This is a genomic window from Sulfuricurvum sp., from assembly GCF_028713855.1.
Classification (GTDB): domain Bacteria; phylum Campylobacterota; class Campylobacteria; order Campylobacterales; family Sulfurimonadaceae; genus Sulfuricurvum.
In genome coordinates, this window is record NZ_JAQTNN010000002.1 from 189,940 (window position 1) to 213,107 (window position 23,168).

Below are 23,168 nucleotides of genomic sequence, written 5' to 3' on the forward strand. Positions count from 1 at the left end.
TTGAAATAGTTTTTAAATAGCATTACAGAGCGATTACAACAACAACGTTGTTGTAATTGAGGAGCACTTAAATTGGCGACGTATTTTTTAAAAATGATGGATGTCGATTTTATGTTCTGAAAGGTTAGTCTTTTAGGGAGTTTGTAAAAGTTGGTGGTGGCCAATCTCGGAATCGAACCAAGGACACGCAGATTTTCAATCTACTGCTCTACCGACTGAGCTAATTGGCCACTTTTGTGAGGCCGAAATTATAGCTAGGTAAGCTTAAAAACAAGCTTAAGAGTCAAAAAACGACTATTTGGTCGCTTTTGCAAGTTCTTTGAAGAGATTACCGCGTTCGGCATACGAGCTGAATTGATCCAAGCTTGCTGCTGCTGGAGAGAGCATTGCGATGCTGTGGCGGTTATGTTTTTTGCTGATCTGCTCAACGGCAACATTGAGTGTGTTACAGAGAATGCATGGAATAGTATATTGTTTACATAATGCTTCAAGGCGTAGAGCGTTTGACCCGATTGCATATACATTCACATCATAGCGTTTGAGCGGTGCAAAAAGTTCTTCGAGATCAACCCCTTTATCATCTCCGCCTAATACCAGATGAATTTTATGATCACTGTAGGTGCGTAGTGCAGCCAAGGTAGCATCAATATTGGTCGCTTTGGAATCGTTTACCCAAAGACGATCACGCGAGTCACGGAACTCCTCTTGGCGGTGGGGGTCAAGGACAAATGCATTGATTCTATCATAATCGCAGCGATCGTAGAGAATTTTATCAATCCCCATCGCGATCATGGCATCCATCAAAAATGCCCCTTTAAACTTGATTTTACTTATATCAAATCCGAAGTATTCAGCAAGATCTTTTTCATCTTCGTAAATGATTTTAAATCCGTTAGTCGGTGCATCGGCAAACATTTTTGGAAGGATGATGGCTTCTCCCTCTTTCATCATGGATAGAGGTTTGAGTTTGGCATTGTAGTACTCTTCCATACTCCCGTGCCAGCTTACATGGTCTGGGGTAACTGGGAGGAGGGCGTAGATATTTGGATGTGATACATTATTATAATGCATACTGAATGAGCTGGTTTCTAAAATCCAGATAGGCGCCTCAGGTGACATCTCGGCAAGGGGAGTTCCAATATTTCCGCCACTGATAGCTCCTTTATCACTTAAAAGATGCTCGACCATTTGAGTGGTAGTGGTTTTTCCGTTGGTTCCGCTGATCCAGATCGAAAAGGGCATTTGTGGGGCAAAAAAATCGTATTCGCTGATGAGGTGCTGTGCGTGTTTAATCAGCGTATGTGAAGGAGGGAATCCTGGAGAGGGGATCTCATGGGTAAAGAGATTTGTCTCAAATTCAGTGACAGGTTTGAGTGTATTTCCTTCTTCATCAATAGATGAGGAGATGAATTTATCATCATAAAAGGTACACGGACCGAAATGTTTGGCTATGGCTCGGGTTGTTTTTCCGTACCCGAAGCAGGCAATATTCTGACTTTTCATTAGCGTATCTTTAGTGTAATAAGTGCGAAGATGTTCGAGAGAAGAGAGATGATCCAAAATCGGACGATGATTTTATTCTCTGCCCACTGTTTCATCTCAAAATGGTGATGGATCGGTGCCATGAGGAATACCCTTTTTTTACGGAGTTTATAACTTCCGACTTGGAGAATAACGGATACGGTTTCGATAACGAAGATGAGGCCGATAAGGATAAGAAGCACTTCGCTTTTACCGATGATGGCCATATACGCGATAAACGCGCCGAGGGTGAGTGAACCGCTATCCCCCATAAAAACTTGTGCCGGATGGCAGTTAAACCATAAAAAACCAAGCAAGGAACCCATGAGTGCCGCTGCGATAATGACCACTTCCCCCGCAGGTATTTTAGGCATTAATAGATAGTGTGCCAATGCAGCATTTCCGACAATGTAAACAATAATACTGAGGGAGAGAAGAGCAAAAATAGAGGGGACGGTGGCAAGTCCGTCCAGCCCGTCAGTGAGGTTTACGGCATTGGACGTAGCGATCATCACCAATACCCAAAAAGCGACACTCCACCATCCCATATCAAAAAGACTTGCTTTAATAAACGGAATATAAAAGCCGGTTTCAAGTTTGGCGACGTAAATCAGGAATAATCCGATGGCGATACCGAAAATAAGTTGCAAGAAAAGTTTTGCTCGGGCACTCAGCCCTGCTAAATTATCGCCGCCACGGATTTTTCCCCAGTCATCGGTAAAACCGATATAGGCGTAAAATATCAGCGTTAATAATCCGCCAATGACGAAAGGATTCATTACATTGACTGTCAGCAGTGAAGCAATTACGGTGGAAGCGACAAAAACGATCCCACCCATTGTCGGTGTTTTTGCTTTGCCTTGATGGGCACTTACATATTCGTTGATCGGTTGTACGCGGCTGGAGCGCTGTGCCCAGGCAATAAAGCGCGGCATAAAAAAGAGGGTGAGAAGTAGACCGATGAAAAAAGCGATGCCTGCACGGACGGTAATGTACTGAAATAGATTAATACCAAGTGCTTTGTGAAACCAATATAACATTCTATTAACTCTTTAAGATAAAATTTTAAAAGCAATGCAAAAGTGACATTTTAATATAATCCCCCAAAAGTTTGATTAATCGAAGGAGCGAATGTGAGCAAAAAAACCGTTTTGGTCATCACGGATGGAATAGGGTACTCTCCAAAACGTGAATATAACGCTTTTCATACGGCAGTCAAACCGACATATGATCGATTGTTTCGTGAAGTTCCTCATACGCTGATCGATACGTTTGGTCTAAGTGTCGGGCTTCCTGAGGGACAAATGGGTAATTCCGAAGTAGGTCATATGTCGATCGGAAGCGGTCGGGTACTGTATCAGGATTTGGTCAAAATTTCTCTTGCTCTCGAAGAGGGGACATTTTCGCATAACGGAATTTTTTCTTCATTGCTCAAAACGAGCAAGCGCCTTCATCTCATCGGTTTAATGAGTGATGGCGGTGTTCATTCGCATATCGATCATATTATGGGGGTTGCGGAGATCGCTGCCGAAGAGGGGAAAGAGGTATGGCTACATCTTATCACCGATGGACGCGATGTAGCTCCGACCTCGGCAAAACTGTTTTTACATACGGTCAATGCGCACGGGTATCCTAATGTTAAAATCGGCTCACTTGGCGGGCGATTTTACGCTATGGATCGGGATAATCGTTGGGATCGTGTCGAAAAAGGGTACAACGCGATGGTATGTGCTAATCCTCTGAGTGAGCAAAGCGTTGCTGATTATATTGAAAACGCTTATGCTGCGGGAGAGAGTGATGAGTTTATCACACCGACTGCATTCGAGGGGTATGATGGATTTAAAGAAGGGGATGCGGTATTGACACTGAATTTTCGAAGTGACCGAATGCGTGAACTTACTACGGCGATCGGCGATCCGGAGTTTAATGGATTTGATCGAACGTTTGTGCCGACCCATTTGGCGACAATAACGCAGTATGATAAAAACTTCCCGTATCCGGTCTTATTTCCAAAAGATGCACCGATAAATACTTTGGCCGAAGTGATCTCTAATGCAGGGCTTCGACAGCTTCATACGGCAGAGACGGAGAAATACGCACATGTTACTTTTTTCTTTAATGGCGGTGTTGAAGAGCCATATGAAAACGAAACACGAGTACTGATCCCCAGTCCGCAGGTTAAAACATATGATATGAAGCCTGAGATGAGTGCTCCTGAAGTGGGTGATGTCGTTGTCAAAGCAATAAATGAGGGGATCGATTTTGTTGTGGTCAATTTCGCTAACGGCGATATGGTTGGGCATACAGGTAACTTTGAAGCAGCGGTTCGCGGAGTCGAAGCGGTGGATGAGCAGCTTGGACGGATTGTCGAAACAGCGCGAAAAAATGGTTATTCAATGGTGTTAACTTCCGATCATGGTAACTGTGAAGAGATGCGTGATGATGCCGGTAATATGTTGACCAATCATACAGTTGGCAAAGTGTGGTGTTTTGTGATGGCAGATGGTGTGAGTGAAGTTCATCCTGGCGCATTGAACAATGTAGCACCGACGGTTTTAAAACTCATGGGTCTTGAAAAGCCTATTGAGATGGATATGGCATTGATTTAACAAACAAAGGAGTTAGTATGAAATTTAGTGGCAAAAATGTATTGGTAACAGGTTCAAGCCGGGGAATCGGTGCGGAAGTGGCAAAGGTTTTGGCAGGTTATGGTCTTAAAGTCTGGATAAACTATCGCAGCGGTGCAGCGGCGGCAGATGCAGTGAAAGAAGCTATTGAAGCTGAAGGGGGACAAGCGGCGGTTATCGGGTTTGACGTAGCAGACGAAGCGGCGTTTGTGGATGCGGTGAAAACTATTGTCGATGCAGACGGTGAACTTGCATATTTGGTCAACAATGCAGGAATTACCCTTGATAAATTAGCGCTTCGCATGAAAGCGGAAGAATTTACGAGTGTCATCGATGCCAACCTTACATCGGCATTTATCGGATGCCGTGAAGCGATGAAAGCGATGCGTAAACAAAAATTCGGAAGTATCGTTAACATGGCATCTATCGTCGGTGAAACAGGAAATGCGGGACAAACTAACTACGCAGCGTCTAAAGGGGGAATGATAGCAATGACCAAAAGCTTTGCAATCGAAGCGGCAACCAGCGGTATCCGCTACAACTGTATTACTCCGGGCTTTATCGCTACCGATATGACCGATGAACTCAAAGAGGAAGTGAAAGCGTCATTTACCGCTAAAATTCCGATGGCTCGTTTCGGAGAAGCGAAAGAGGTCGCGGAAGCGACGGCGTTTTTACTAAGTGATCATGCCAGCTATATCACAGGAGAGACTCTCAAAGTCAACGGCGGGATGTTTATGTAACACCGCTTGGAAGGGCTATTTTGCCTCTTAAGCTAAATATGGTATAATTTTGCGATTTTATTCATAGGAACAGGAGCTATTATGGCACTTATCGACGATATTAAAGAAGTAGTGGTTGAGCAATTGAGCGTTAACCCGGACGAAGTTAAAGAGGATTCTAAATTCGTAGAAGATCTTGGCGCTGACAGCCTTGACGTTGTTGAATTGGTAATGGCTCTTGAAGAGAAATTCGATATCGAAATCCCTGATGACGAAGCGGAAAAAATCCAAACTGTTCAAGATGTTATCAACTACATCCAAAGCAAAAACTAAGAATCCTTATCGAGGTGCAGCCTCGATAAATCCAAAAAATCTAAATTTATGGTCTAAGAGATTGGCTTAACGGAGCCAAAGTTTCAGACCATCCACCATCAGGAGAAAATGTGAAAAGAGTAGTAGTAACCGGAATGGGAATGATCAATGCGCTTGGTCACGATAAAGAGAGCTCGTTTAAAGCGATTTGTGACGGTGAATGCGGGATTGATATGATCACAATTTTCGATGCTTCGGCTCAAAGTGTTCAGATTGCCGGTGAAGTAAAAGGGTTTGACCCTGAGAGTGTAATGCCTCCTAAAGAGGTCAAAAAAGCAGACCGTTTTATCCATTTTGGACTCAAAGCGGCGCAAGAAGCGATGGCAGATGCTGCAATTCCTGAAGATATCGATAAAGATCGTTTTGGTATTAGCGCTGCGGCAGGTATCGGCGGATTGGCAGCTATCGAAGCTAGTTCTATTATTTTGGAGACCAAAGGGCCTCGTCGTATTTCACCATTCTTTATCCCGTCTGCCTTGGTTAATATGCTCGGTGGATTTGTGTCGATCGAACACGGGCTTAAAGGGCCGAATCTTTCTTCCGTAACAGCATGTGCGGCAGGTACTCACGGAATTAGCGAAGCGGCAAAAACAATTATGGTTGGCGGTGCAGATCAGATGCTTGTCGTTGCGGCTGAATCAGCAATCTGTGGTGTCGGTATCGGTGGATTCGCGGCCATGAAAGCTCTCTCAACACGTAACGATGAACCTAAAAAATCGTCTCGACCGTTTGATGCAGATCGTACAGGATTTGTCATGGGTGAAGGCGCTGCGGCATTGGTACTCGAAGAGTATGAAAGTGCAGTTGCACGCGGTGCTCGTATCTATGCAGAGCTTATCGGATTCGGTGAGAGCGGTGATGCTAATCATATTACCACTCCGGCTCCAGGCGGTGAAGGTGCAGCGCGCGCGATGAAAGCGGCGATGAGAATGGCGGGATATCCAAAAGTTGATTATATCAACGCGCATGGAACCAGTACAAAATACAATGACTGGTATGAAACTATGGCGACCAAAGAGACATTCGGCGGGGTAGAAAATTGCCCTCCAATCAGCTCAACAAAAGGCCAAACAGGTCACTGTCTCGGTGCTGCTGGCGGTATTGAAGCGGTTATTAGTATTATGGCAATGCGTGACAGTATCATCCCTCCAACCATTAACTATGAAACACCGGATCCGGATTGTGATTTGGATATTGTCCCTAATCTGGCACGTAAAGCAGAACTTAATATTGTTATGAGCAACTCATTTGGATTTGGCGGCACCAACGGTGTCGTTATTTTCAAAAAAATATAAGAGGGCAAGCCTTTGGCTACCTATTTAGATTTTGAACAGAATATTCGCCAAATTCAAGAGGAGATTATTGCTGCAGAGGTTCGTTACGATCATCACGCGGTAGAGATACTCAAGCAGGATTTGGATAAAGAGGTTCAAAAAACCTATAGCAATCTTTCTCCTTATCAAGAACTTCAATTGGCGCGTCATCAAGATCGTCCCTATGCACTTGATTACATCAATCTTCTTTTAGATAAAAAATACGAAATTCATGGAGATCGCCATTTCCGTGATGATCTCTCGATCATCTGCTACATTGGGTACATCGGAGATGAGCGTGTGATGGTGATCGGTGAACAAAAAGGGCGCGGAACTAAAAATAAGCTCAAGCGTAACTTCGGTATGCCTCATCCGGAAGGGTACCGAAAAGCACTCCGTGCAGCCAAAATGGCGGAAAAATTCAATCTCCCGCTTCTAATGCTGATCGACACTCCGGGTGCATACCCAGGATTGGGTGCAGAAGAGCGGAACCAAAGTGAAGCGATTGCTCGCAATTTGCTCGAACTTTCTAATCTTAATACCATTACTGTTTCCATTGTAATCGGCGAGGGGGGAAGCGGTGGAGCACTCGCTATCGGCGTAGCCGATCGTCTTGCAATGATGCGTTACTCGGTATTTAGTGTGATCTCTCCTGAGGGGTGTTCCGCTATTTTATGGAATGATCCGTCCAAAGTGGAAGCGGCTACCAAAGCGCTTAAAATCACCAGTGCCGATTTGAAAGAGCTTGATTTGATCGATGATATTATCGATGAGCCGCTTATTGGTGCGCATCGTGATAAAGAAGGGGCTGTTAGTGCCCTTAAAACGTATTTTATGGCACAAGTGAATGATCTGCGTCAGCTTAGCGATACGGAACGTCTTGATAAACGTTACGAGCGTCTTGTCGGGATGGGACGCTTTAGCGAGTAAGGGATTTGCCTCTTACTCTTCCTCTTTCTTTTCTTCTGCTTTCACTTCTTTTTTAACTTTTAGTCGTTTTAACCGTTTTGCTTCTTTCGAAAATGCGATCAATTCTTCGGTATTTTTAATGGTATTTGGAATTAGGGCAAGGGTTCGCTTGAGAAGCTTTGTAGTGGTCATCGCATCAGAGAGGGCACGATGATGGGTTGCATCTTTGTAGAGCTCAAGTTGTTCATTGAGATAGGCCAATCCGTAGCGTTCGCTCTCTATTGTTCGCTCTGCTAGATCGATCGTACACAGTGAACGGTTGAGAAGTTTATTTAGCCCCACGCGTTCCAACATTGCTGAGATAAAATTGTAATCGAATTTGGCATCATGCCCGACAAAAACAGCATCGCCTAAAAAGAGGCGGAATTCCCTCATTACTTTTCCAAGAGCAGGAGCTTTAAGGGTTTGCTGTACGCTGATACCGGTGATTTCCTGGATTTGATTTGATATTTCGGTGCAATAGACCAAAGACTCATAAGTCTCTAGAATATGACCGTTTTGTAGCTTGACCGCACCGATTTCGATGATTTGATCACGAGAGGGTTTGGAGCCGTTGGATTCAACATCGACAATACAAAAGAGGGTATCATCGACAGAAGTTATCGCACTTTGAAAACGATAAAAGTCATTATACAAAATAATATTCATCCCCTGAGCTTTGAGCAGTTCCATATTCAGATCGCATTCAGAGCCTAGCATAGCTTCAAATTCTTCTTTCGGGATACCGTTTTTACTCAAACGGTTGAGGATTTTTACTTCCATCGGATTCACGATTTAGCCCGTTTGATAAAGGTTTCTACGAGTAAAGGATTTTTTTTACCTTTGGTGGCTTCGACACCGCTGCTCACATCAACACCATAGAAACCGTATGGTTGCACACTCTCAATATTATCAGGACTCAATCCTCCGGCGAGGATGATTTTAGAGCAGTCTATCCCATCAAACCACTCAAGATTGAGCCGTTTTCCGCTTCCGCCATAAGCATCACAATAGGCATCTATCAAGCGGTATTCATCAGCGTACGAGAGTATATCTTCTCTTTTTTTGGCACGAATTACACGTAAAGTCGGAAAGTTAACGGCAGAAAAAAAATCATCATTAACGTCAAAATGAATTTGGGCTAACGTGCATTTACTCTCTTGGCAGATTGAACGTATTTGTTCAGGAGTTTCATTGACAAAAAGAGCCACTTTTTCAACAAACGGGGGAAGCTGTGTAATGATTGCTTTGGCATTTTCGACCGAGATGTGACGGGGTGATTCGGGATAAAAAACAAACCCCAACGCATCTGCTCCGGCATTTATGGCGATAAGTGCATCGTCGAGATTGGTAATACCGCAGATTTTGACTCTCATATGCGGAGGCTGTCTATGGCTGTTTTATAATCCTCGGCACCGAAAACGTAGCTTCCTGCAACACAGATATCGACTCCAGCCTCTTTGAGCAGCGCGATGTTTGAACTTCCGACTCCGCCGTCAATCTCAATCAGACAATCAGGATTGATACGATCACGCAGCACTTTGAGTCGGTGAATTTTTTCCACCACAGTAGGAATGAACTTTTGTCCTCCGAATCCCGGATTGACCGACATAACGAGAACCATATCCAAATCCCCCAGAAGATATTCGATCGATTCGGCAGGGGTGTGAGGATTTAAGACGATGGCTGGTTTGATTCCGAGTGAACGGATATATTGGATCAGACGGTGAGGATTTTTTTCCTCTTCGATGTGAAACGAGATATATTTTGGTTTAAGAGGTGCAAAAAGATCGACAAAAAAGGTATTGTTTTCTACCATCAAATGGATATCGAGCGGTTTAGTTGCCGCTTTTGCGATAGCACTGACCACAACTGGCCCGATGGTCATGTTGGGAACAAAGTGACCGTCCATGACATCGACATGAACCAGATCGCATCCCGCGTCACAAATGGCACGAACATCGCGCGCTAAATTTCCAAAATCGGCAGAGAGGACACTCGGAGCGATAAGCATAATAAAAGCCTTCGTTATTTTTTTGACATTTTAGCGAAAAACTTATCGCGTCAGGAAAAAGATAAAATTACTACCCTCGAAACTAAGGTTAACTTGAACCCCTTTTTTGTTTTGCGCCATCTCCATTAGCGATGCAACGTCATGATAGGTTCTGGGAAGGGTAATGTCTACATGATGTTTTTTATCTCCTAAAAGGGCTTTGGCGCGTCCTCCGATGATATTAACAAACTCAGCCAGAGAATCTAAAATTATCTCTTCATCTTCCGTTGATTCGCCGATGAGAAGTTCACACGCTTTTTTAGCTATTTCCTTTGGAAAAACGAGGATAATCATTCCATCCACATCCCCGTAAAATCCTATAGAACTGGCAAATTGGTTTTGGGTGTTTATAATCTCTAAGGTTTGGACATTCATTGACTCTTTGGAAGCTTTTGCATTGGTCATCATGGCAATAGTTGAGACAGTTGCTTCGATGAAGTGGGGGAGTTCATTGACAAGTGCTTTATTAAGGCTGCGAACGTGTTTTGAAACGGCAGCACTGCTTCCACCTAGTTCCTGGAGGAGCTCTTTGTTTTTGAGAATATCATCCATATTATCGAAAAAGAGGATACCGGCATCTTCGAGATCATTTTTAAAGCTTTGCGGAGTTTTTTCAAAGGTTAGTCCTACGAAACAAATCGATGCGTTATATTCTGCAGCGGAAGAGGCAAGCTTCGTGAAAAAATTGAGGGCATGGACATTCATCGAAACGACTTTATAGGCATCGAAAATAAAGAGGCGGAATCCGACATTGAGGGAATTGTTGTGATAGGCAATGTTAAAAGTATTTCCGATTTCGGCATCCAAAAAGTTTGCGATGGTATAGATAATTGCATTGCCGGTGACGCGTGTGGCAATTTTTTGCCCGAACAGACCCAAATAGGTGTCCTCAATGATCGCATAATAAAGATCAGGAGTTTTCTTTTTCTCGTCAAACTCTTTTTTAGTTTGCGCTATGACAGGGTTGTGTCCAAAATCGAATAGTTCAATTGCCATTGCGGAGCGTTGGGACGGATCATCGTTGTAGAGGAGAACGGTTCGGGAATCACCTTTGTTGGTAGGGGCAAAAAGTTCAGCAATTTTATCGGTTCGGAAAAGGGAAAAGTTGAGAGTGTCACCATAAAAACTGTTGATTGTTTTAAATTTGGTATGGTCATAATCACATAAACCGACGGCGATATGTTTGTGATTTCGAACCGAGATGAGAAGTTTAATAAAAACATCTAAGCCGTTTTTATTAAAAAAAATCACTTTTTTAAGCGATACCAAAAGCATATCGACATTAAGAGCTTCCGTTGCTTTGATGTCTTCAATTGTCAGATAAGAAGGAGCGTTGTTTCCATCTAAAAAGCCCTGAGGACTGAAAATGGCAACGCGTCCTTTAACAGTTGCTCTCATCGTTCCCCACCACCTGCATAAAAGATTCATATATTTCTTGGACAAAATCGATTTGAAAGTCAATAAACTCATTGAGCCCGGCACTGACATAAACACTTTGTGAGAGTTCATAAAAAAGGAGTAAATGCATCCATTGGCCCAAAATTTTTGTATCACCGCTGATAGAGGTATTTACTCCTGAAGAGGCTTGAACAATATCCGAAACGGTTGAGGGGATCTCCCATTTTTCCGCGATTTGCGCACAAAGATCAAATAAAGTGCTCCCCGTAAGGCGCTGAAGAATCGTATTATAATCCAACGCTTTTACGCTGCGTAACTGTTTGACTTCGTTAATATGATCTTTGAAAAGAGCATCGCAAACGATAATGCTGGCAGGTAACAGCGTTATTGCACTTTCATTATCCCGACTGTGAAGCCCCAAATGGTTAAGGATACGTTCCCATTTGCGTCCAAGTGATGCTTGCAAATCATAAAAGGCATGATTGGAGAGGGTAAACAGAGACCACTCTTTAGGTACTAACAACGTCATTAGGTAGTTGTAGAGAATCTGTTGAGCTGTAGCCGTCCCCAAGATTCCAAAAATTTGGGATATGTCCGTCACTTCGTTTCGAAAGCTGTAGATAGGACGGTTGACAAGGGTGCGAAGATAAAGTTTTAATGCAGGATCTTCTTCAGCACATTTGGCTGCTTTGGGTAAGTCACCGGCACGAACATACGCCAATGACTGACGTACAACTTCGGGGGTAGGAGGAATATTTTGGATATAAAGAGTGATTTGTTCAGAGGTAATCACGTAATGGGGCATCCGATCTTTTTATTTAAAGTTAACTATATTGTAATGGCGTATTGATTAAAGGAGCCTTTACAGGGGAAAAGAAAAATGAAAACACGATATTAAATCAGTCCTTAAGGTAAACTTTGGGTTTACTGCGATAGAATTCGCAACCAAAATTTTACGCAAGGAGCCTCAAAATGGCAAGAAGATGTGCTATTAGCGGTAAAGGCCCAATGAGCGGGAACAATGTTTCTCACGCGAAAAACAGAACTAAACGTCGTTTTTTACCTAATCTTCGCACGGTACGTGTAATGCTTGAAGACGGTACGACGAAAAAACTTAAAATCGCTGCTTCTGAGCTTCGTACTCTAAAAAAAGATTCGTAATCTTCCGCGTGGAGATCCACGCATTTCGGGAGTTTACTCCCATTCTTTCTTCACCAAAACTTCCTTTTATTACATTTTAAGAACACTGTTTTTACCTTGAGCTAGGTTATAATATTGTAATTATTAACATATCCTTTTGGGAGAATATCAACATGTATACTATTAATCGTATTGAAGGCGGTGTCTGCGCGGCAGAGGGATTTTTTGCCGATGGAATCCATATCGGTTTAAAAAAAGAGGGGGCATATGATTTAGCCTTTATCTATTCCGAAACTCCTTGTGCGATTGCCTCGGTTTTTACCACTAATAAAATGACAGCGGCACCGATTCGCCATTTTCGTGCCAAGGGTGAATTCGAGGGAAATTTTGTCCTCATAAATGCGAAAAATGCCAATGCAATGACGGGACAAGCGGGGATCGATGATATCGATGAGGTTCTGGATGCGGTGCAAGAGCAGTTTCCTCAAATTCAAAATCCGGTGATGAGTTCGACAGGAGTAATCGGAGTACGATTGCCCAAAGCAAAAATTATCGAGGGGGCTAAGACTCTCGATCTTACTCGACGCGAGGGAGTACATGCATCGGAAGCGATTATGACGACCGATACGTTTTCGAAGCGAATCGCGTATGAGGTTGTTTTGAATGAAGGAAAATCATTCCGAATCGGTGCGATGGCCAAAGGGGCTGGGATGATCAATCCAGCCATGGCAACGATGCTTTGTTTTATCACCACGGATGCTGAGGTGGATAGAACTACGATGCAAAGTATCCTTGATGAATGTGTCCATACGACGTTTAATGCGGCAAGTGTCGATGGAGATACTTCAACGAATGATACGGTATTAGTGATGGCTAACGGTGTGAGCGGAGCATTTCATGCAGGTGCTTTTAAAGAGGCATTGGAATCAATGATGCTCTTTTTGGCGAAAGAGATGGTACGTGACGGAGAAGGGGCGACGAAACTGGTTACTTACAAAGTTACCGGCGCTATCAATGCCCATGAAGCGGAGATTGCGGCGAAAGCTCTCAGCAATTCACTTCTTGTCAAAACGGCATTGTTCGGTCAAGACCCCAACTGGGGACGTATCGCTTCAACAGTCGGTGCCAGCGGAATCATGTGTGATGAAGCATTTTTGAGTATTTGGTTTGACGATGTATGTGTTTATAAGAAAGGAGAGCTGCTGTTTGATGAAAAACTCGAGCCATATGCCGCTGCCGTGATGCAAAAAAGTGCCTTTACGATCCATTGCGATATCGGGCTTCAAGACGGTGAATTTACCGCATACGGATGTGATTTGGGTCATGAATATGTCAAAATCAACGCGGACTATCGTACATAATTTTAACCGTTACTAAAGTCATGGGTCGCTATAATCGCGATAATTTATAGGCAACAGGAAGACTAATGCGCGGATATAAGATTTTCAGCGGTTCAGCGTGTACCGAGTTTGCAGCGGAAGTGTGTAGAACCCTCGATGTTCCCCTTTCCAAAGCTTCAGTAAAACGTTTCAGTGACGGAGAGATTAACGTTCAAATCTCCGAAAGTGTTCGCGGACGTGATGTCTTTATTATCCAAAGTACAGGTGCGCCATCGAATGATAATTTGATGGAATTGCTCATTATGACCGATGCCCTTCGCCGTTCTTCGGCAAACTCAATTACCGCGGTTGTTCCGTATTTCGGATATGCACGACAAGACCGTAAAGCGGCTCCTCGTGTTCCGATTACCGCAAAACTCGTTGCCGATATGTTCGAAACGGCAGGGATTGATCGTGTTGTAACAATCGATTTACATGCAGGTCAAATCCAAGGTTTCTTTGATATCCCTGTTGACAACCTTTACGGTGCGATTATTTTTGAAGAGTATATTCGCTCTAAAAATCTCTCAAATCCGGTCATCGCTTCGCCGGACATCGGCGGGGTAGCGCGTGCCCGTTATTTTGCCGAAAAATTGGGTTTGGATATGGTTATTGTCGATAAACGCCGTGAAAAAGCGAATGAAAGCGAAGTCATGAATATTATCGGTGACGTTGCCGGTAAAGACATCATTATCATCGATGATATGGTCGACACGGCTGGAACGATGGTAAAAGCGGCTTCGGCACTGAAAAAACGGGGAGCAACGTCGGTTATGGCATGTGCTACTCATGGTGTCCTCAGCGGAAAAGCGTATGATAATCTTAACAACGGTGAACTCGATGAATTGGTCATTTCCAATACATTGGTATTGAGTGGGCAAAGTGACAAAATTAAAGTGTTGAGCGTTGCTCCGCTGTTTGCCGAAGTCATTCGCCGTGTTTATCACAATGAGAGCGTTAACTCGCTATTTAGTTAATGAACAATATTCGCAATTTTTCGATTATCGCCCATATCGACCACGGCAAAAGTACCTTAGCCGACCGTATCATCCAAGAGTGCGGCGCGGTGAGTGATCGTGAACTCACCAAACAGATGATGGATACGATGGACATCGAACAAGAGCGCGGGATTACGATCAAAGCGCAAAGTGTCCGTCTCGATTACGTCAAAGATGGACAGCATTATATTTTGAACCTGATCGACACTCCGGGCCATGTCGATTTCAGCTATGAAGTCTCAAAATCATTGGCTTCAAGTGATGGTGCATTGCTGATCGTTGATGCGGCGCAGGGAGTTGAAGCCCAAACCATCGCTAACGTCTATATGGCGATGGAAAACAACCTCACCCTTATCCCCGTTATCAACAAAATCGATCTCCCGGCCGCAGAACCGGAACGGGTCGCCGAAGAGATCGAAACGACGATCGGGATCGATGCGACCGATGCAATAATGATCTCTGCTAAAACGGGTGTGGGCATTCGAACTTTGATCGATGCGATTGTTGATCGTATCCCAGCTCCAGCGGGAGATCCAGATGCTACGACCAAAGCGATTATTTATGATTCGTGGTTTGATACGTATCAAGGGGCAATGGCACTGGTGCGCGTATTTGACGGTGAGATCAAGATGGGTCAGATGATTAAACTGATGCATAATGATGAAAACCATCAAGTGCTGGAACTGATGTATCCTCATCCGCTGCGCCGCCAAAAAACTCAAAGCATTAAAGCCGGAGAGATCGGAATCGTGATCTTGGGGGTTAAGGAGGTAGGGTCTATCCGTGTCGGCGATACAATCACCGATGCTCGAAACCCTACGAAAGAGCCGGTAGGTGAATACGCTCCTGCCAAACCGTTTGTCTTTGCAGGATTGTATCCGATCGATACCGATGAGTTTGAAGCAGTGCGTGATGCTCTTGATAAGCTCAAACTCAACGACAGCTCTCTCAGCTATGAACCGGAAACTTCTATTGCTCTGGGATTTGGCTTCCGTGTTGGATTTTTGGGTATGCTTCATATGGAGGTGGTCAAAGAGCGATTGGAACGGGAATTTAATCTCGATTTGATTGCGACTGCTCCATCCGTTATTTATAAAGTTTATAAGACCGACGGATCGATGGTGGAAGTGCAAAATCCAAGCGAACTCCCTGAACCGCAAACGATCGAGAAAATCGAAGAACCCTACGTTCGTGCAACGGTGATCGTTCCGACCGATTATTTGGGGAATGTAATTACCCTTTTGACCAACAAGCGGGGTATGCAAGAGAAGATGGAGTATCTCAATGAGACACGCGTCATGCTCATCTACGTTATGCCGATGAACGAAATCGTCGTCGATTTTTACGATAAACTCAAATCAACCTCCAAAGGGTATGCGAGTTTCGATTACGATCCGATTGAATTTCGTCAGGGCGATTTGGTCAAACTCGATGTCCGTGTTGCGGGAGATGTGGTCGATGCCCTCAGCGTTATCGTTCCGCGCACCTCTGCCGATATGCGCGGCCGAGCATTGGTTACCAATATGAAAGAGATCGTTCCGCGTCAGCTGTTCGAAGTGGCGATCCAAGCGAGTATCGGAAACCGTGTTATCGCTCGTGAAACGGTCAAATCAATGGGTAAAAATGTTACCGCCAAATGTTACGGCGGGGATATTTCCCGTAAACGAAAACTCCTCGACAAACAAAAAGAGGGTAAAAAACGGATGAAAGCGATTGGGAAGGTTCAACTGCCTCAAGAGGCATTTATGTCCGTCCTCAAAATGGACTAACATGCGCTGTATGATGTGCGAGCGATTCAGCTTCTCGCATATCTGCTCCGCGTGTCAAGAATCGCTTCTCGCTCCAACGCTCCATAAGCGTAAAATTATGGGTTCTATCCCTGTCTATTCTTTTTTCCCGTACAACGATATCGAACCGCTATTACTCACGAAACATACCGATATCGGATACTATATCTATACGATTTTAGCCAAACGATCACTGGGGATTTTTGCACGAGAATGGCAATATGAAAGTTCTGTTGCTTCTATCGGTATTGACGATCATGCTACGAGTGGCTACTCTCATACGGCAGTGCTGAACCGGGCATTGAAATCTTCAAATATCATCCCTCACTTCGGCAAACTAAGGGCGACGCAACATTATAAATATGCGGGTAAAAGTGTCGAAGAGAGATTGATGAATCCGCGAAAATTTGTCTATAAGCCGTTTGAAGAAAAGGAGGTAATTCTAGTCGATGACATTGTCACGACGGGAACAACACTAAGTGAAGCCGCAGAAATACTTTCTGCTCAGGGAAAAAAAGTAATTTTTTGCCTTACTCTGAGTGATGCGGAGAATAAATAATTAATTTTCCAAAGGAATAGAAAAATAAAAACAGCTCCCCTCGCCAAGTGCACTGGTAGCCCAAATTTTTCCATGATGTGCATGAACCATCTCTTTAACAATGGCTAATCCTAATCCTGTCCCTTTGATAGCGTTTTGCGTTGAATCTTCAAGTTGGGTAAAAGGGTCAAAAATGGTTTCCAAATATTCCGATGCGATACCGTTTCCTTGATCGCATATGCTAAATTGATGGTTCTCCTTGCGTTGATAGGTTATTGTTATCGATGAGTGTTCCGGTGAAAATTTAATGGCATTACTCAAAATATTGATCAATATTTGCTGAATCATTTTATGGTCTGCTTTCATCGATTCTGTAGTAATGATAGGAAACTGCAAGGATATATGACGCTTTTTAGCGAGTGGTTCACTCATAACCGCGACATCGTTAAAAATTTCGGATAACTTAAATGTACTTTCGTTAAGTTCCATTTTCCCTGCTTTCATTTTTGAAAAATCGAGAATTGTATTGACCAAGTCAAGAAGATGTTTACCGGAAATGAGAATTTTTTCGATGTAGGTTGCAAATTCTTTCGGAGTATCGCTTCGTTTAATCAGAATTTGAGAGAACCCGATAATAGAGTTTAACGGAGTGCGCAGCTCATGACTCATTGTAGCAAAGAACGAATCTTTTGCAAGCGCCGCTTGGCGGGCTTCTTCAAGAGCGCTAATGAGCTCTGTTTGATATTTTTCTTTTTCGAGAATCTCTTGAAGTAAATTTTCATTAAGCTGCTGCGTATACTGCTGCTCTTCTTCCAAATTACGAACTAAATCTTCTTGTTGCAGCTGCAATATAACAACTTCGGAAAAATTAGCATGAAATTTTTTGCTTGATAGAATCATCATAACGGAAAAGAGTACGAGAGCCGTTCCAACCATCCATGAGGCTTCATGTAATTTATCCAGCATAAAATGCAAAGCATAAGGCCCGATTACAAACAGATTGTAAAACACATAGCTTTCCGGACGATATGAACTGGATCCTACTCCGCCTGCTACCATCCCGCCAACGATAATGAATAACAGCATCTCATGTAGGGGAGAGGCTGGAAGAAGATAAAAAACACTCGATCCCCATACGATTCCGGAAGCAATAATACCAATCATATAGATTCGGTAGGCAAAGATAAGTAAGTTGTGATGAATTGATGAACGAAAACGGAGGTAACTGATAGAACGAAATATAATGACAAGCAGATTCAAAATAATCCACAATGCAAGGGCATTATATGAAATCTGGTCTTTTAAAATAAAAGCAATAATAACGGAATTAAAGAGAGTTGCCACCAACGGTATGGGTAGAGCACGATAAAGTGCGTCTAGTTCTTTTGAAAATATTTCATTTTGCACCAAACAGTCCATTTAATCCAGATAATTGTTGATTATAGAAGAGATATCCTTTAATGCCTATAAGGTTGCTGAGTAGAAATCCGTGTATCGATAATAGCACGACCGATCGTAAAATGATAAAGAGATTGGAATTGTTGGTTTTGTATGCCCAGCAGGGCATGAAACTCATCATCCAAAAAGCAGCCGATACCGGTAGCACTTAAACCCAGGGATGTCGCTTCGAGATAGAGCATCTGTCCGATCATGCCGCATTGGTGATAGAGATTTTTGTATCCAATCGCACCGTATTTTTCGAGGGATGAGGCAAAATTGCAGAGCATTCCGAAACTAAAGGCGCCGTCTTTAGCAATCTCTTGGTTACACGAGATCATTTGTGCCGCGCCGCGATAATCCCCTTTTTGCAGTAAATACAATCCATTATGACAATCTTCCCAAACAAAGTTTTGATCCATCGATTTTTTGAGTTTTTCGAGATCATCCATATTCCGGATAAACGCATAGAGCCCTTTATCAAGCCGCTCGACGCGATGAACGAACAGTATGAAATGAACATCAGACGCTTCTGTACAAAAAAGTGAGCTATCAAGTAAAGTACGAAACTGCTCCATCGTGATCCCGCTCCCATCCATCATTTGGGCACTGCGCCGTTTTAAGATTATCTCTCCGGCATTTTTAGAGGGAGGGGGAATAGACCGTGTAGTACTTAAAGGTTCTATTTTGGGATAAACTCCTTGGGTCGCTTCGTCAATCACCGTCAAAATAGGCCACTCGTGATGAGATGGACTGAGGGTGTTGGCCGGATAAGGGATTGTCACAGCTGAGGGGAGCGAACCGCTATTCCCAATACGAATCAGCATATCAGGACTCTCATTTTCATACGGATCAAAGCGCTCACGTTGATCTAGACCGCAAAGCATTGCGATTTCATCTGAATTGACACTCACAATCTCGCATTTCCATCCGAGCATGCTTGCTGCCGCTTTGATTGCGCCATAGGCATGCCCTGCATCGAGCTGACAATAGCGCCAGCACCGCTCTCCGTATTTCCATGCTTCGCGCCACAGTATGGAACTAAGTACGATATAAAATCCATTCCCCTCTAAAGGCGTTTTATACGTATGAAGCAATTCAAGTGCGTGTTCACGTGGTGCATAATGCGATAGTGTAGCATGCGAACTGATCTCCTCTGTGGCAGGTACTATAACATAGCATTCTGTGGGTTGGAGATTGCCGCTGGAGGCATTGCAACGTAATGCCCATGATGAACCTCCGTGATTTTTGATCGCGGCAAGTCCGAGTGAATAGCGTAATAGCTGTGAAAGGGATTCGATGCACAGCGGTGCTGTCGGCAGAATATCTTTTTGAAACAGGAGATGATAGGGTGGGGTAGTTTCGGAATGAGTGAGAGGGATCAGTGGTGCACCCAGATAGCGCCGATAGGGGTCAGGCTGGGTTGCCCAGTCCATATAGCCTAAACTTGCGGCATATCGAGAGGGACGGTGTTTGGTTCGGTCGTGATAATGGAGGACATCGTTAATATTTTTCATGGGGAGATTGTCGGGTATCGGGGGTAAAATTTCCCTATACTTTTAAATCAGCGCAGGGTTTTTAAGAGTTCGGCAAGCATTTGATCGTGGGTTGTGGTATTGTCGATCTCCATACGGCTGAGATCCGATTTAAATGAGCCGTGATAATGGACCCCTTTTTCAGCGATATCGGCATGGACATCTGCATTGAAATGGATAAGTGGCTGAGTGATTTGATATTCATTACGTAATACGGTTGGAATTGTGGTACCTTTGGTGATGCTTACATTGAGATTACCACCTGTAAGATTTAGTTCTCCGTATACATCTCCTTGCCCCAATATCGGCGCGTTAAGGGCAAAAAGGGCAAACGTTTGCTCCATATTCGCGTGTTTGAAATTAAAGCTTACGGATGAGGGTTCCAAATCAGGGATAGTGACGACAAGGGAAGTATCACTTTGTGCAACTCCGGTATGAGCTCTTAAATGGAGAAGTTTTTCATTTCCGCGAAGGGTAGTATTTAGCTCTACTGCTCCCCCCAGAGGGATGCCAACGAATTGTTCTAAAATTCCGGCATGTGCCAATGAAGTATCAAGATTGATATTCACATTAAAAGGTTTGATCCGCCCGTATTTATCGGCCAATAGCGATTTAAGATCAAATGATTCGTTATCATCTTCTTTAATCGGTGTTGGAGTAAAACGGTGAGTTTTGGAAGTCAGATGAATATTTCCTTCGACATCACGGCGATCAAACCCGCGCAAAGAAATTTCTCCCGAAATGGCGGTATCGGTCAGCGACGGATAGTCAAGTAGATGAAGAAACGGTTCATAAGCGATATTATGGAGTTTAACGTCAAGTATCGCGAGATGAAAACGGTGTAATTCTAGTTGATAGAGAACATTTCCTCCAAAAATAGAGCCGTTTCCGCGAATATTAAATGCTGCGATCCCTCCGCTGAGAGCACCGTCGGTTTTAAATGCGACAGCAATCGGATTCATCCCACCCTCCTGAAAACACTCTAGTCGGTAATGGGCATAAAGCCGAAGGGTAAGGAGTGAAAATCCCCCCTGGGTCGAGAGTGTATTTCCATAGGTATCTTGAACAATCATATGAAAACGGTTGTGACGAAGTGAAAACTCTCTCAATGCAATAGGTGAGGATAGGGCTGAACTGAGCGCTTTTTCAAAAATCGGAGTCATCAGCCGATTTCCCCATGGGGTAAAGAGGAGCACATAGAGCAGAATCACTATTCCTAAGAGAAGATAAAGTGCTTTTCGCGTGCGACGGAGAAAGGCAAACCGTTTCATAGCTGCGTCACCGCTAAAATCCACGGCGTACCGATTGCTAAAAAGATGATGAGGTTGAGGAGTGTAATTGCTCCACCATAGATATAAATGTCACGGGCACTGATGTAGCCGGAACTGAGATAGATAGCGTTGCACGAGGAGCCTTGCGGGGTGATCGTAGCGTTGAAATTGGTTGCAAAAAGCAACATCATCGCCATCAACTCTCCGGGGACACCGGATGTGATTCCGATACCTAAAAAAATTCCGAAAAGGGCCAGTAAGTGAGCGCTTTGGGAGACGAAGAGGTAATGGATCAAGACGTAGACAATCACAAGCAACAAGTAAACCCAGCCCCAAGACAAACCGACCAGATAGAGTGTAAAATGGTCGGCGACGGCTCCCATAAATCCCATTTCAGCAAGCTGTGTACTCATGGAAAAAAGGATTGCGAACCAAATGAGAGTACTAAGTGCTTCACCTTGTGTTCTAAAATCGTCGATACCAAACACTTTGGACGCCATCAACAGTCCAAGCCCTCCAAAAGCAACGGCAGCCTTGTCGATCGGAAAGATACCCGAGAGTGACCAGAGGGTCAACATCCCCAAAAATACCGCTCCAGTAATCCATTCATTACGGCTGATTCGTCCCATATTCATCAATGCTTCACGTGCCATTTTGGGTGCATCGGGAGTTGATTTGAGCTCTGGGGGATAAATGTGAAACAAGACCCATGGTATAAGGATAAAGGCGACTAATGTCGGTAATAGCGCATAGAGCAGCCATGAACCGAACGAGATATGAATTCCCATCGTCTCGGCAATTTTTGCTCCGATCGGGTTGACCGCCATGGCGGTGAGCCATAATCCAGAAGAGATGGTAAGCCCCGCCATCGAGGTCATCATCAGATAGCTGCCGGCTTTTTTTTCGGTTCCGTCACCTATTTTCGAATGGCAGTCATGGGCGAGTCCGTAAACAATCGGATAGAGAACACCGGAACGGGCTGTATTGCTTGGAAATGCGGGGGCTATCAGGATATCGGTGGCAATAAGACTGTATCCCAGCCCCAGAGTTGAGTGGCCGAAGCGGCGAATAATATGCAAGGATAGCCGTTTACCCAGTCCCGATTTATGGACGGCATGTGACACCAAAAATGCTGCGACGATCAGAAGGATAAAACTCTCTGAAAATCCGGCATACGCTTTTGCGGGTTCGATTACTCCCAAAGAGACACTGAGCGCTAAGGCAATGACAGATGCGGCGATGATTGGCAGTACGTTACCTAAAATAGCTATAATAGTTGTCAGAAAGATGGTAAAGAGTTGCCATGCTTTAGGTGCAATAGCGAGTGGAGGGGGAGTAAACCATAAGGTTAGGGCGAAAAAGCCTAATAATGCTATAGGATAAAGTTGTTTGAATCGTATAGACATCAGCCCCCCTTTTATTAACCTTATTATAGCATTTTAGGTCGGTATATATACTTGATACAGATAGACTAAACTATTCTGCATAAAAATAATCATATACCACTTGACAACAGTTGACTCAATGTACTATAATAACGCCGGATTTCAAAAAAGGAGTCGTATAAACTTATGTCTAACGAAGTAAATGAAGAAGTGATCAGCGACGAACAGCCTACCCTGCAAGAGGGTGAGGAAGCAGTTGCTGAGAGCATGAATGAATTAGAAACTATCCAAGCCGAATTAGCGTCGTTCAAAGACAAGTATGCTCGCGTACATGCCGATTTCGACAATATCAAAAAACGTCTTGAGCGTGAGAAATATCAAGCGCTTGAGTATGCAAACGAAAAATTTGCGAAAGATTTGATCCCCGTTGTAGATTCGCTTTCTATGGCGATCGGTGCAACGGCTATTGAAGCGGATGCAAATGTGCTTCTCGAAAAACTTAAAGAGGGTGTTGAGTTAACTATGAAACAGTTGCTTAGCGTTCTTGAAAAGCACGGGGTAACCCCTGTCGATGAGAATGAGCCGTTTAATCCGGATATTCACAACGCCGTACAGCGTGTGGACAGCCCGGATCATGAAAGCGGAGCAATCGTAAACACTTTCCAAAAAGGGTTTCGATATAAAGAGCGAACATTGCGCGATGCAATGGTCGTTATTGCAAACTAAATTTAAAACAAGGAAATT

22 protein-coding genes and 1 tRNA gene are annotated in these 23,168 nt (G+C 43.9%); 11 read left to right on the top strand and 12 right to left on the bottom strand.

Annotation, left to right across the window (positions count from 1 at the left end; genetic code table 11):
• Positions 1 to 154 precede the first annotated feature (154 nt).
• From PHI47_RS02945 to mraY, 3 genes are all read right to left on the bottom strand, one after another.
• A tRNA-Phe gene (locus PHI47_RS02945) sits at positions 155 to 230 on the bottom strand.
• 64 nt (positions 231 to 294) lie between these two features.
• Entirely contained in the window at positions 295 to 1,503 is a 1,209-nt protein-coding gene (gene murD, locus PHI47_RS02950; protein WP_299933587.1) for a UDP-N-acetylmuramoyl-L-alanine--D-glutamate ligase, read from the bottom strand.
• On the bottom strand, positions 1,503 to 2,561 hold the full coding sequence (mraY, locus tag PHI47_RS02955) for a phospho-N-acetylmuramoyl-pentapeptide-transferase (protein WP_299933589.1): 1,059 nt from the start codon (positions 2,559 to 2,561) through the stop codon (positions 1,503 to 1,505). Before mraY ends, murD begins: the two co-directional genes overlap by 1 nt.
• Before the next feature lie 93 nt (positions 2,562 to 2,654).
• Here mraY and gpmI point away from each other — a divergent pair, with 93 nt between their 5' ends.
• The 5 genes from gpmI to accA all read left to right on the top strand — a co-directional run bounded on the left by gpmI (position 2,655) and on the right by accA (position 7,485).
• The gene (gene gpmI, locus PHI47_RS02960; protein ID WP_299933591.1) at positions 2,655 to 4,130 is read left to right on the top strand and encodes a 2,3-bisphosphoglycerate-independent phosphoglycerate mutase; all 1,476 of its coding nucleotides are present in this window, start codon (positions 2,655 to 2,657) and stop codon (positions 4,128 to 4,130) included.
• A gap of 17 nt (positions 4,131 to 4,147) precedes the next feature.
• The gene (fabG, locus tag PHI47_RS02965; RefSeq protein ID WP_299933593.1) at positions 4,148 to 4,891 is read left to right on the top strand and encodes a 3-oxoacyl-ACP reductase FabG; all 744 of its coding nucleotides are present in this window, start codon (positions 4,148 to 4,150) and stop codon (positions 4,889 to 4,891) included.
• A gap of 81 nt (positions 4,892 to 4,972) precedes the next feature.
• Entirely contained in the window at positions 4,973 to 5,203 is a 231-nt protein-coding gene (gene acpP / locus PHI47_RS02970; protein ID WP_015652770.1) for an acyl carrier protein, read from the top strand.
• A gap of 110 nt (positions 5,204 to 5,313) precedes the next feature.
• Positions 5,314 to 6,537: a beta-ketoacyl-ACP synthase II gene (locus PHI47_RS02975; protein ID WP_299933595.1), complete on the top strand. Its 1,224-nt coding sequence runs from the start codon at positions 5,314 to 5,316 to the stop codon at positions 6,535 to 6,537.
• A 12-nt stretch (positions 6,538 to 6,549) separates the two neighbouring features.
• The gene (gene accA, locus PHI47_RS02980; protein ID WP_299933597.1) at positions 6,550 to 7,485 is read left to right on the top strand and encodes an acetyl-CoA carboxylase carboxyl transferase subunit alpha; all 936 of its coding nucleotides are present in this window, start codon (positions 6,550 to 6,552) and stop codon (positions 7,483 to 7,485) included.
• Between the two features lie 12 nt (positions 7,486 to 7,497).
• On the opposite strand, the gene PHI47_RS02985 is transcribed toward accA, so the two are convergent.
• The 5 genes from PHI47_RS02985 to PHI47_RS03005 are packed head-to-tail and all read right to left on the bottom strand — an operon-like array spanning position 7,498 to position 11,759.
• Positions 7,498 to 8,286, bottom strand: a complete 789-nt coding sequence (locus PHI47_RS02985; protein WP_299933599.1) for a 3'-5' exonuclease — start codon at positions 8,284 to 8,286, stop codon at positions 7,498 to 7,500.
• Positions 8,287 to 8,291: 5 nt separating this feature from the next.
• Complete coding sequence (locus PHI47_RS02990) at positions 8,292 to 8,879, bottom strand: phosphoribosylanthranilate isomerase (protein ID WP_299933601.1); 588 nt, start codon at positions 8,877 to 8,879, stop codon at positions 8,292 to 8,294.
• Positions 8,876 to 9,517: a ribulose-phosphate 3-epimerase gene (rpe, locus tag PHI47_RS02995; RefSeq protein WP_299933603.1), complete on the bottom strand. Its 642-nt coding sequence runs from the start codon at positions 9,515 to 9,517 to the stop codon at positions 8,876 to 8,878. Before rpe ends, PHI47_RS02990 begins: the two co-directional genes overlap by 4 nt.
• Positions 9,518 to 9,559: 42 nt before the next feature.
• Positions 9,560 to 10,954 (bottom strand): chemotaxis protein CheX, encoded by a 1,395-nt coding sequence (locus tag PHI47_RS03000; protein ID WP_299933605.1) that lies wholly within the window; start codon positions 10,952 to 10,954, stop codon positions 9,560 to 9,562.
• The gene (locus PHI47_RS03005; RefSeq protein WP_299933607.1) at positions 10,938 to 11,759 is read right to left on the bottom strand and encodes an HDOD domain-containing protein; all 822 of its coding nucleotides are present in this window, start codon (positions 11,757 to 11,759) and stop codon (positions 10,938 to 10,940) included. The genes PHI47_RS03000 and PHI47_RS03005 overlap by 17 nt, the downstream gene beginning before the upstream one ends.
• Before the next feature lie 167 nt (positions 11,760 to 11,926).
• Between PHI47_RS03005 and rpmB the strand changes: the two genes are divergently transcribed.
• The 5 genes from rpmB (at position 11,927) to PHI47_RS03030 (ending at position 16,817) form a co-directional block, all read left to right on the top strand.
• Entirely contained in the window at positions 11,927 to 12,115 is a 189-nt protein-coding gene (gene rpmB / locus PHI47_RS03010; protein WP_299933609.1) for a 50S ribosomal protein L28, read from the top strand.
• Positions 12,116 to 12,267: 152 nt separating this feature from the next.
• Positions 12,268 to 13,455: a bifunctional glutamate N-acetyltransferase/amino-acid acetyltransferase ArgJ gene (argJ, locus tag PHI47_RS03015; protein WP_299933611.1), complete on the top strand. Its 1,188-nt coding sequence runs from the start codon at positions 12,268 to 12,270 to the stop codon at positions 13,453 to 13,455.
• Positions 13,456 to 13,520: 65 nt separating this feature from the next.
• On the top strand, positions 13,521 to 14,450 hold the full coding sequence (locus PHI47_RS03020) for a ribose-phosphate pyrophosphokinase (RefSeq protein ID WP_299933613.1): 930 nt from the start codon (positions 13,521 to 13,523) through the stop codon (positions 14,448 to 14,450).
• Complete coding sequence (lepA, locus tag PHI47_RS03025; RefSeq protein WP_299933616.1) at positions 14,450 to 16,240, top strand: translation elongation factor 4; 1,791 nt, start codon at positions 14,450 to 14,452, stop codon at positions 16,238 to 16,240. Before PHI47_RS03020 ends, lepA begins: the two co-directional genes overlap by 1 nt.
• Before the next feature lies 1 nt (position 16,241).
• Positions 16,242 to 16,817, top strand: a complete 576-nt coding sequence (locus tag PHI47_RS03030; protein WP_299933618.1) for a phosphoribosyltransferase family protein — start codon at positions 16,242 to 16,244, stop codon at positions 16,815 to 16,817.
• Here PHI47_RS03030 and PHI47_RS03035 read toward each other — a convergent pair whose 3' ends face one another.
• The 4 genes from PHI47_RS03035 to PHI47_RS03050 are packed head-to-tail and all read right to left on the bottom strand — an operon-like array spanning position 16,818 to position 22,445.
• Positions 16,818 to 18,215 (bottom strand): ATP-binding protein, encoded by a 1,398-nt coding sequence (locus tag PHI47_RS03035; RefSeq protein WP_299933620.1) that lies wholly within the window; start codon positions 18,213 to 18,215, stop codon positions 16,818 to 16,820. It abuts the gene before it with no gap.
• A 38-nt stretch (positions 18,216 to 18,253) separates the two neighbouring features.
• Positions 18,254 to 19,750 (bottom strand): SagB/ThcOx family dehydrogenase, encoded by a 1,497-nt coding sequence (locus PHI47_RS03040; protein WP_299933622.1) that lies wholly within the window; start codon positions 19,748 to 19,750, stop codon positions 18,254 to 18,256.
• Positions 19,751 to 19,797: 47 nt separating this feature from the next.
• Positions 19,798 to 21,063, bottom strand: coding sequence for a hypothetical protein (locus PHI47_RS03045; RefSeq protein WP_299933624.1), 1,266 nt, complete (start codon positions 21,061 to 21,063; stop codon positions 19,798 to 19,800).
• Positions 21,036 to 22,445: a DASS family sodium-coupled anion symporter gene (locus PHI47_RS03050; RefSeq protein WP_299933626.1), complete on the bottom strand. Its 1,410-nt coding sequence runs from the start codon at positions 22,443 to 22,445 to the stop codon at positions 21,036 to 21,038. The genes PHI47_RS03045 and PHI47_RS03050 overlap by 28 nt, the downstream gene beginning before the upstream one ends.
• A gap of 165 nt (positions 22,446 to 22,610) precedes the next feature.
• On the opposite strand from PHI47_RS03050, the gene grpE reads away from it, so the two are divergent.
• Positions 22,611 to 23,150, top strand: coding sequence for a nucleotide exchange factor GrpE (grpE, locus tag PHI47_RS03055; RefSeq protein ID WP_299933628.1), 540 nt, complete (start codon positions 22,611 to 22,613; stop codon positions 23,148 to 23,150).
• The last annotated feature ends 18 nt before the right edge of the window (positions 23,151 to 23,168 follow it).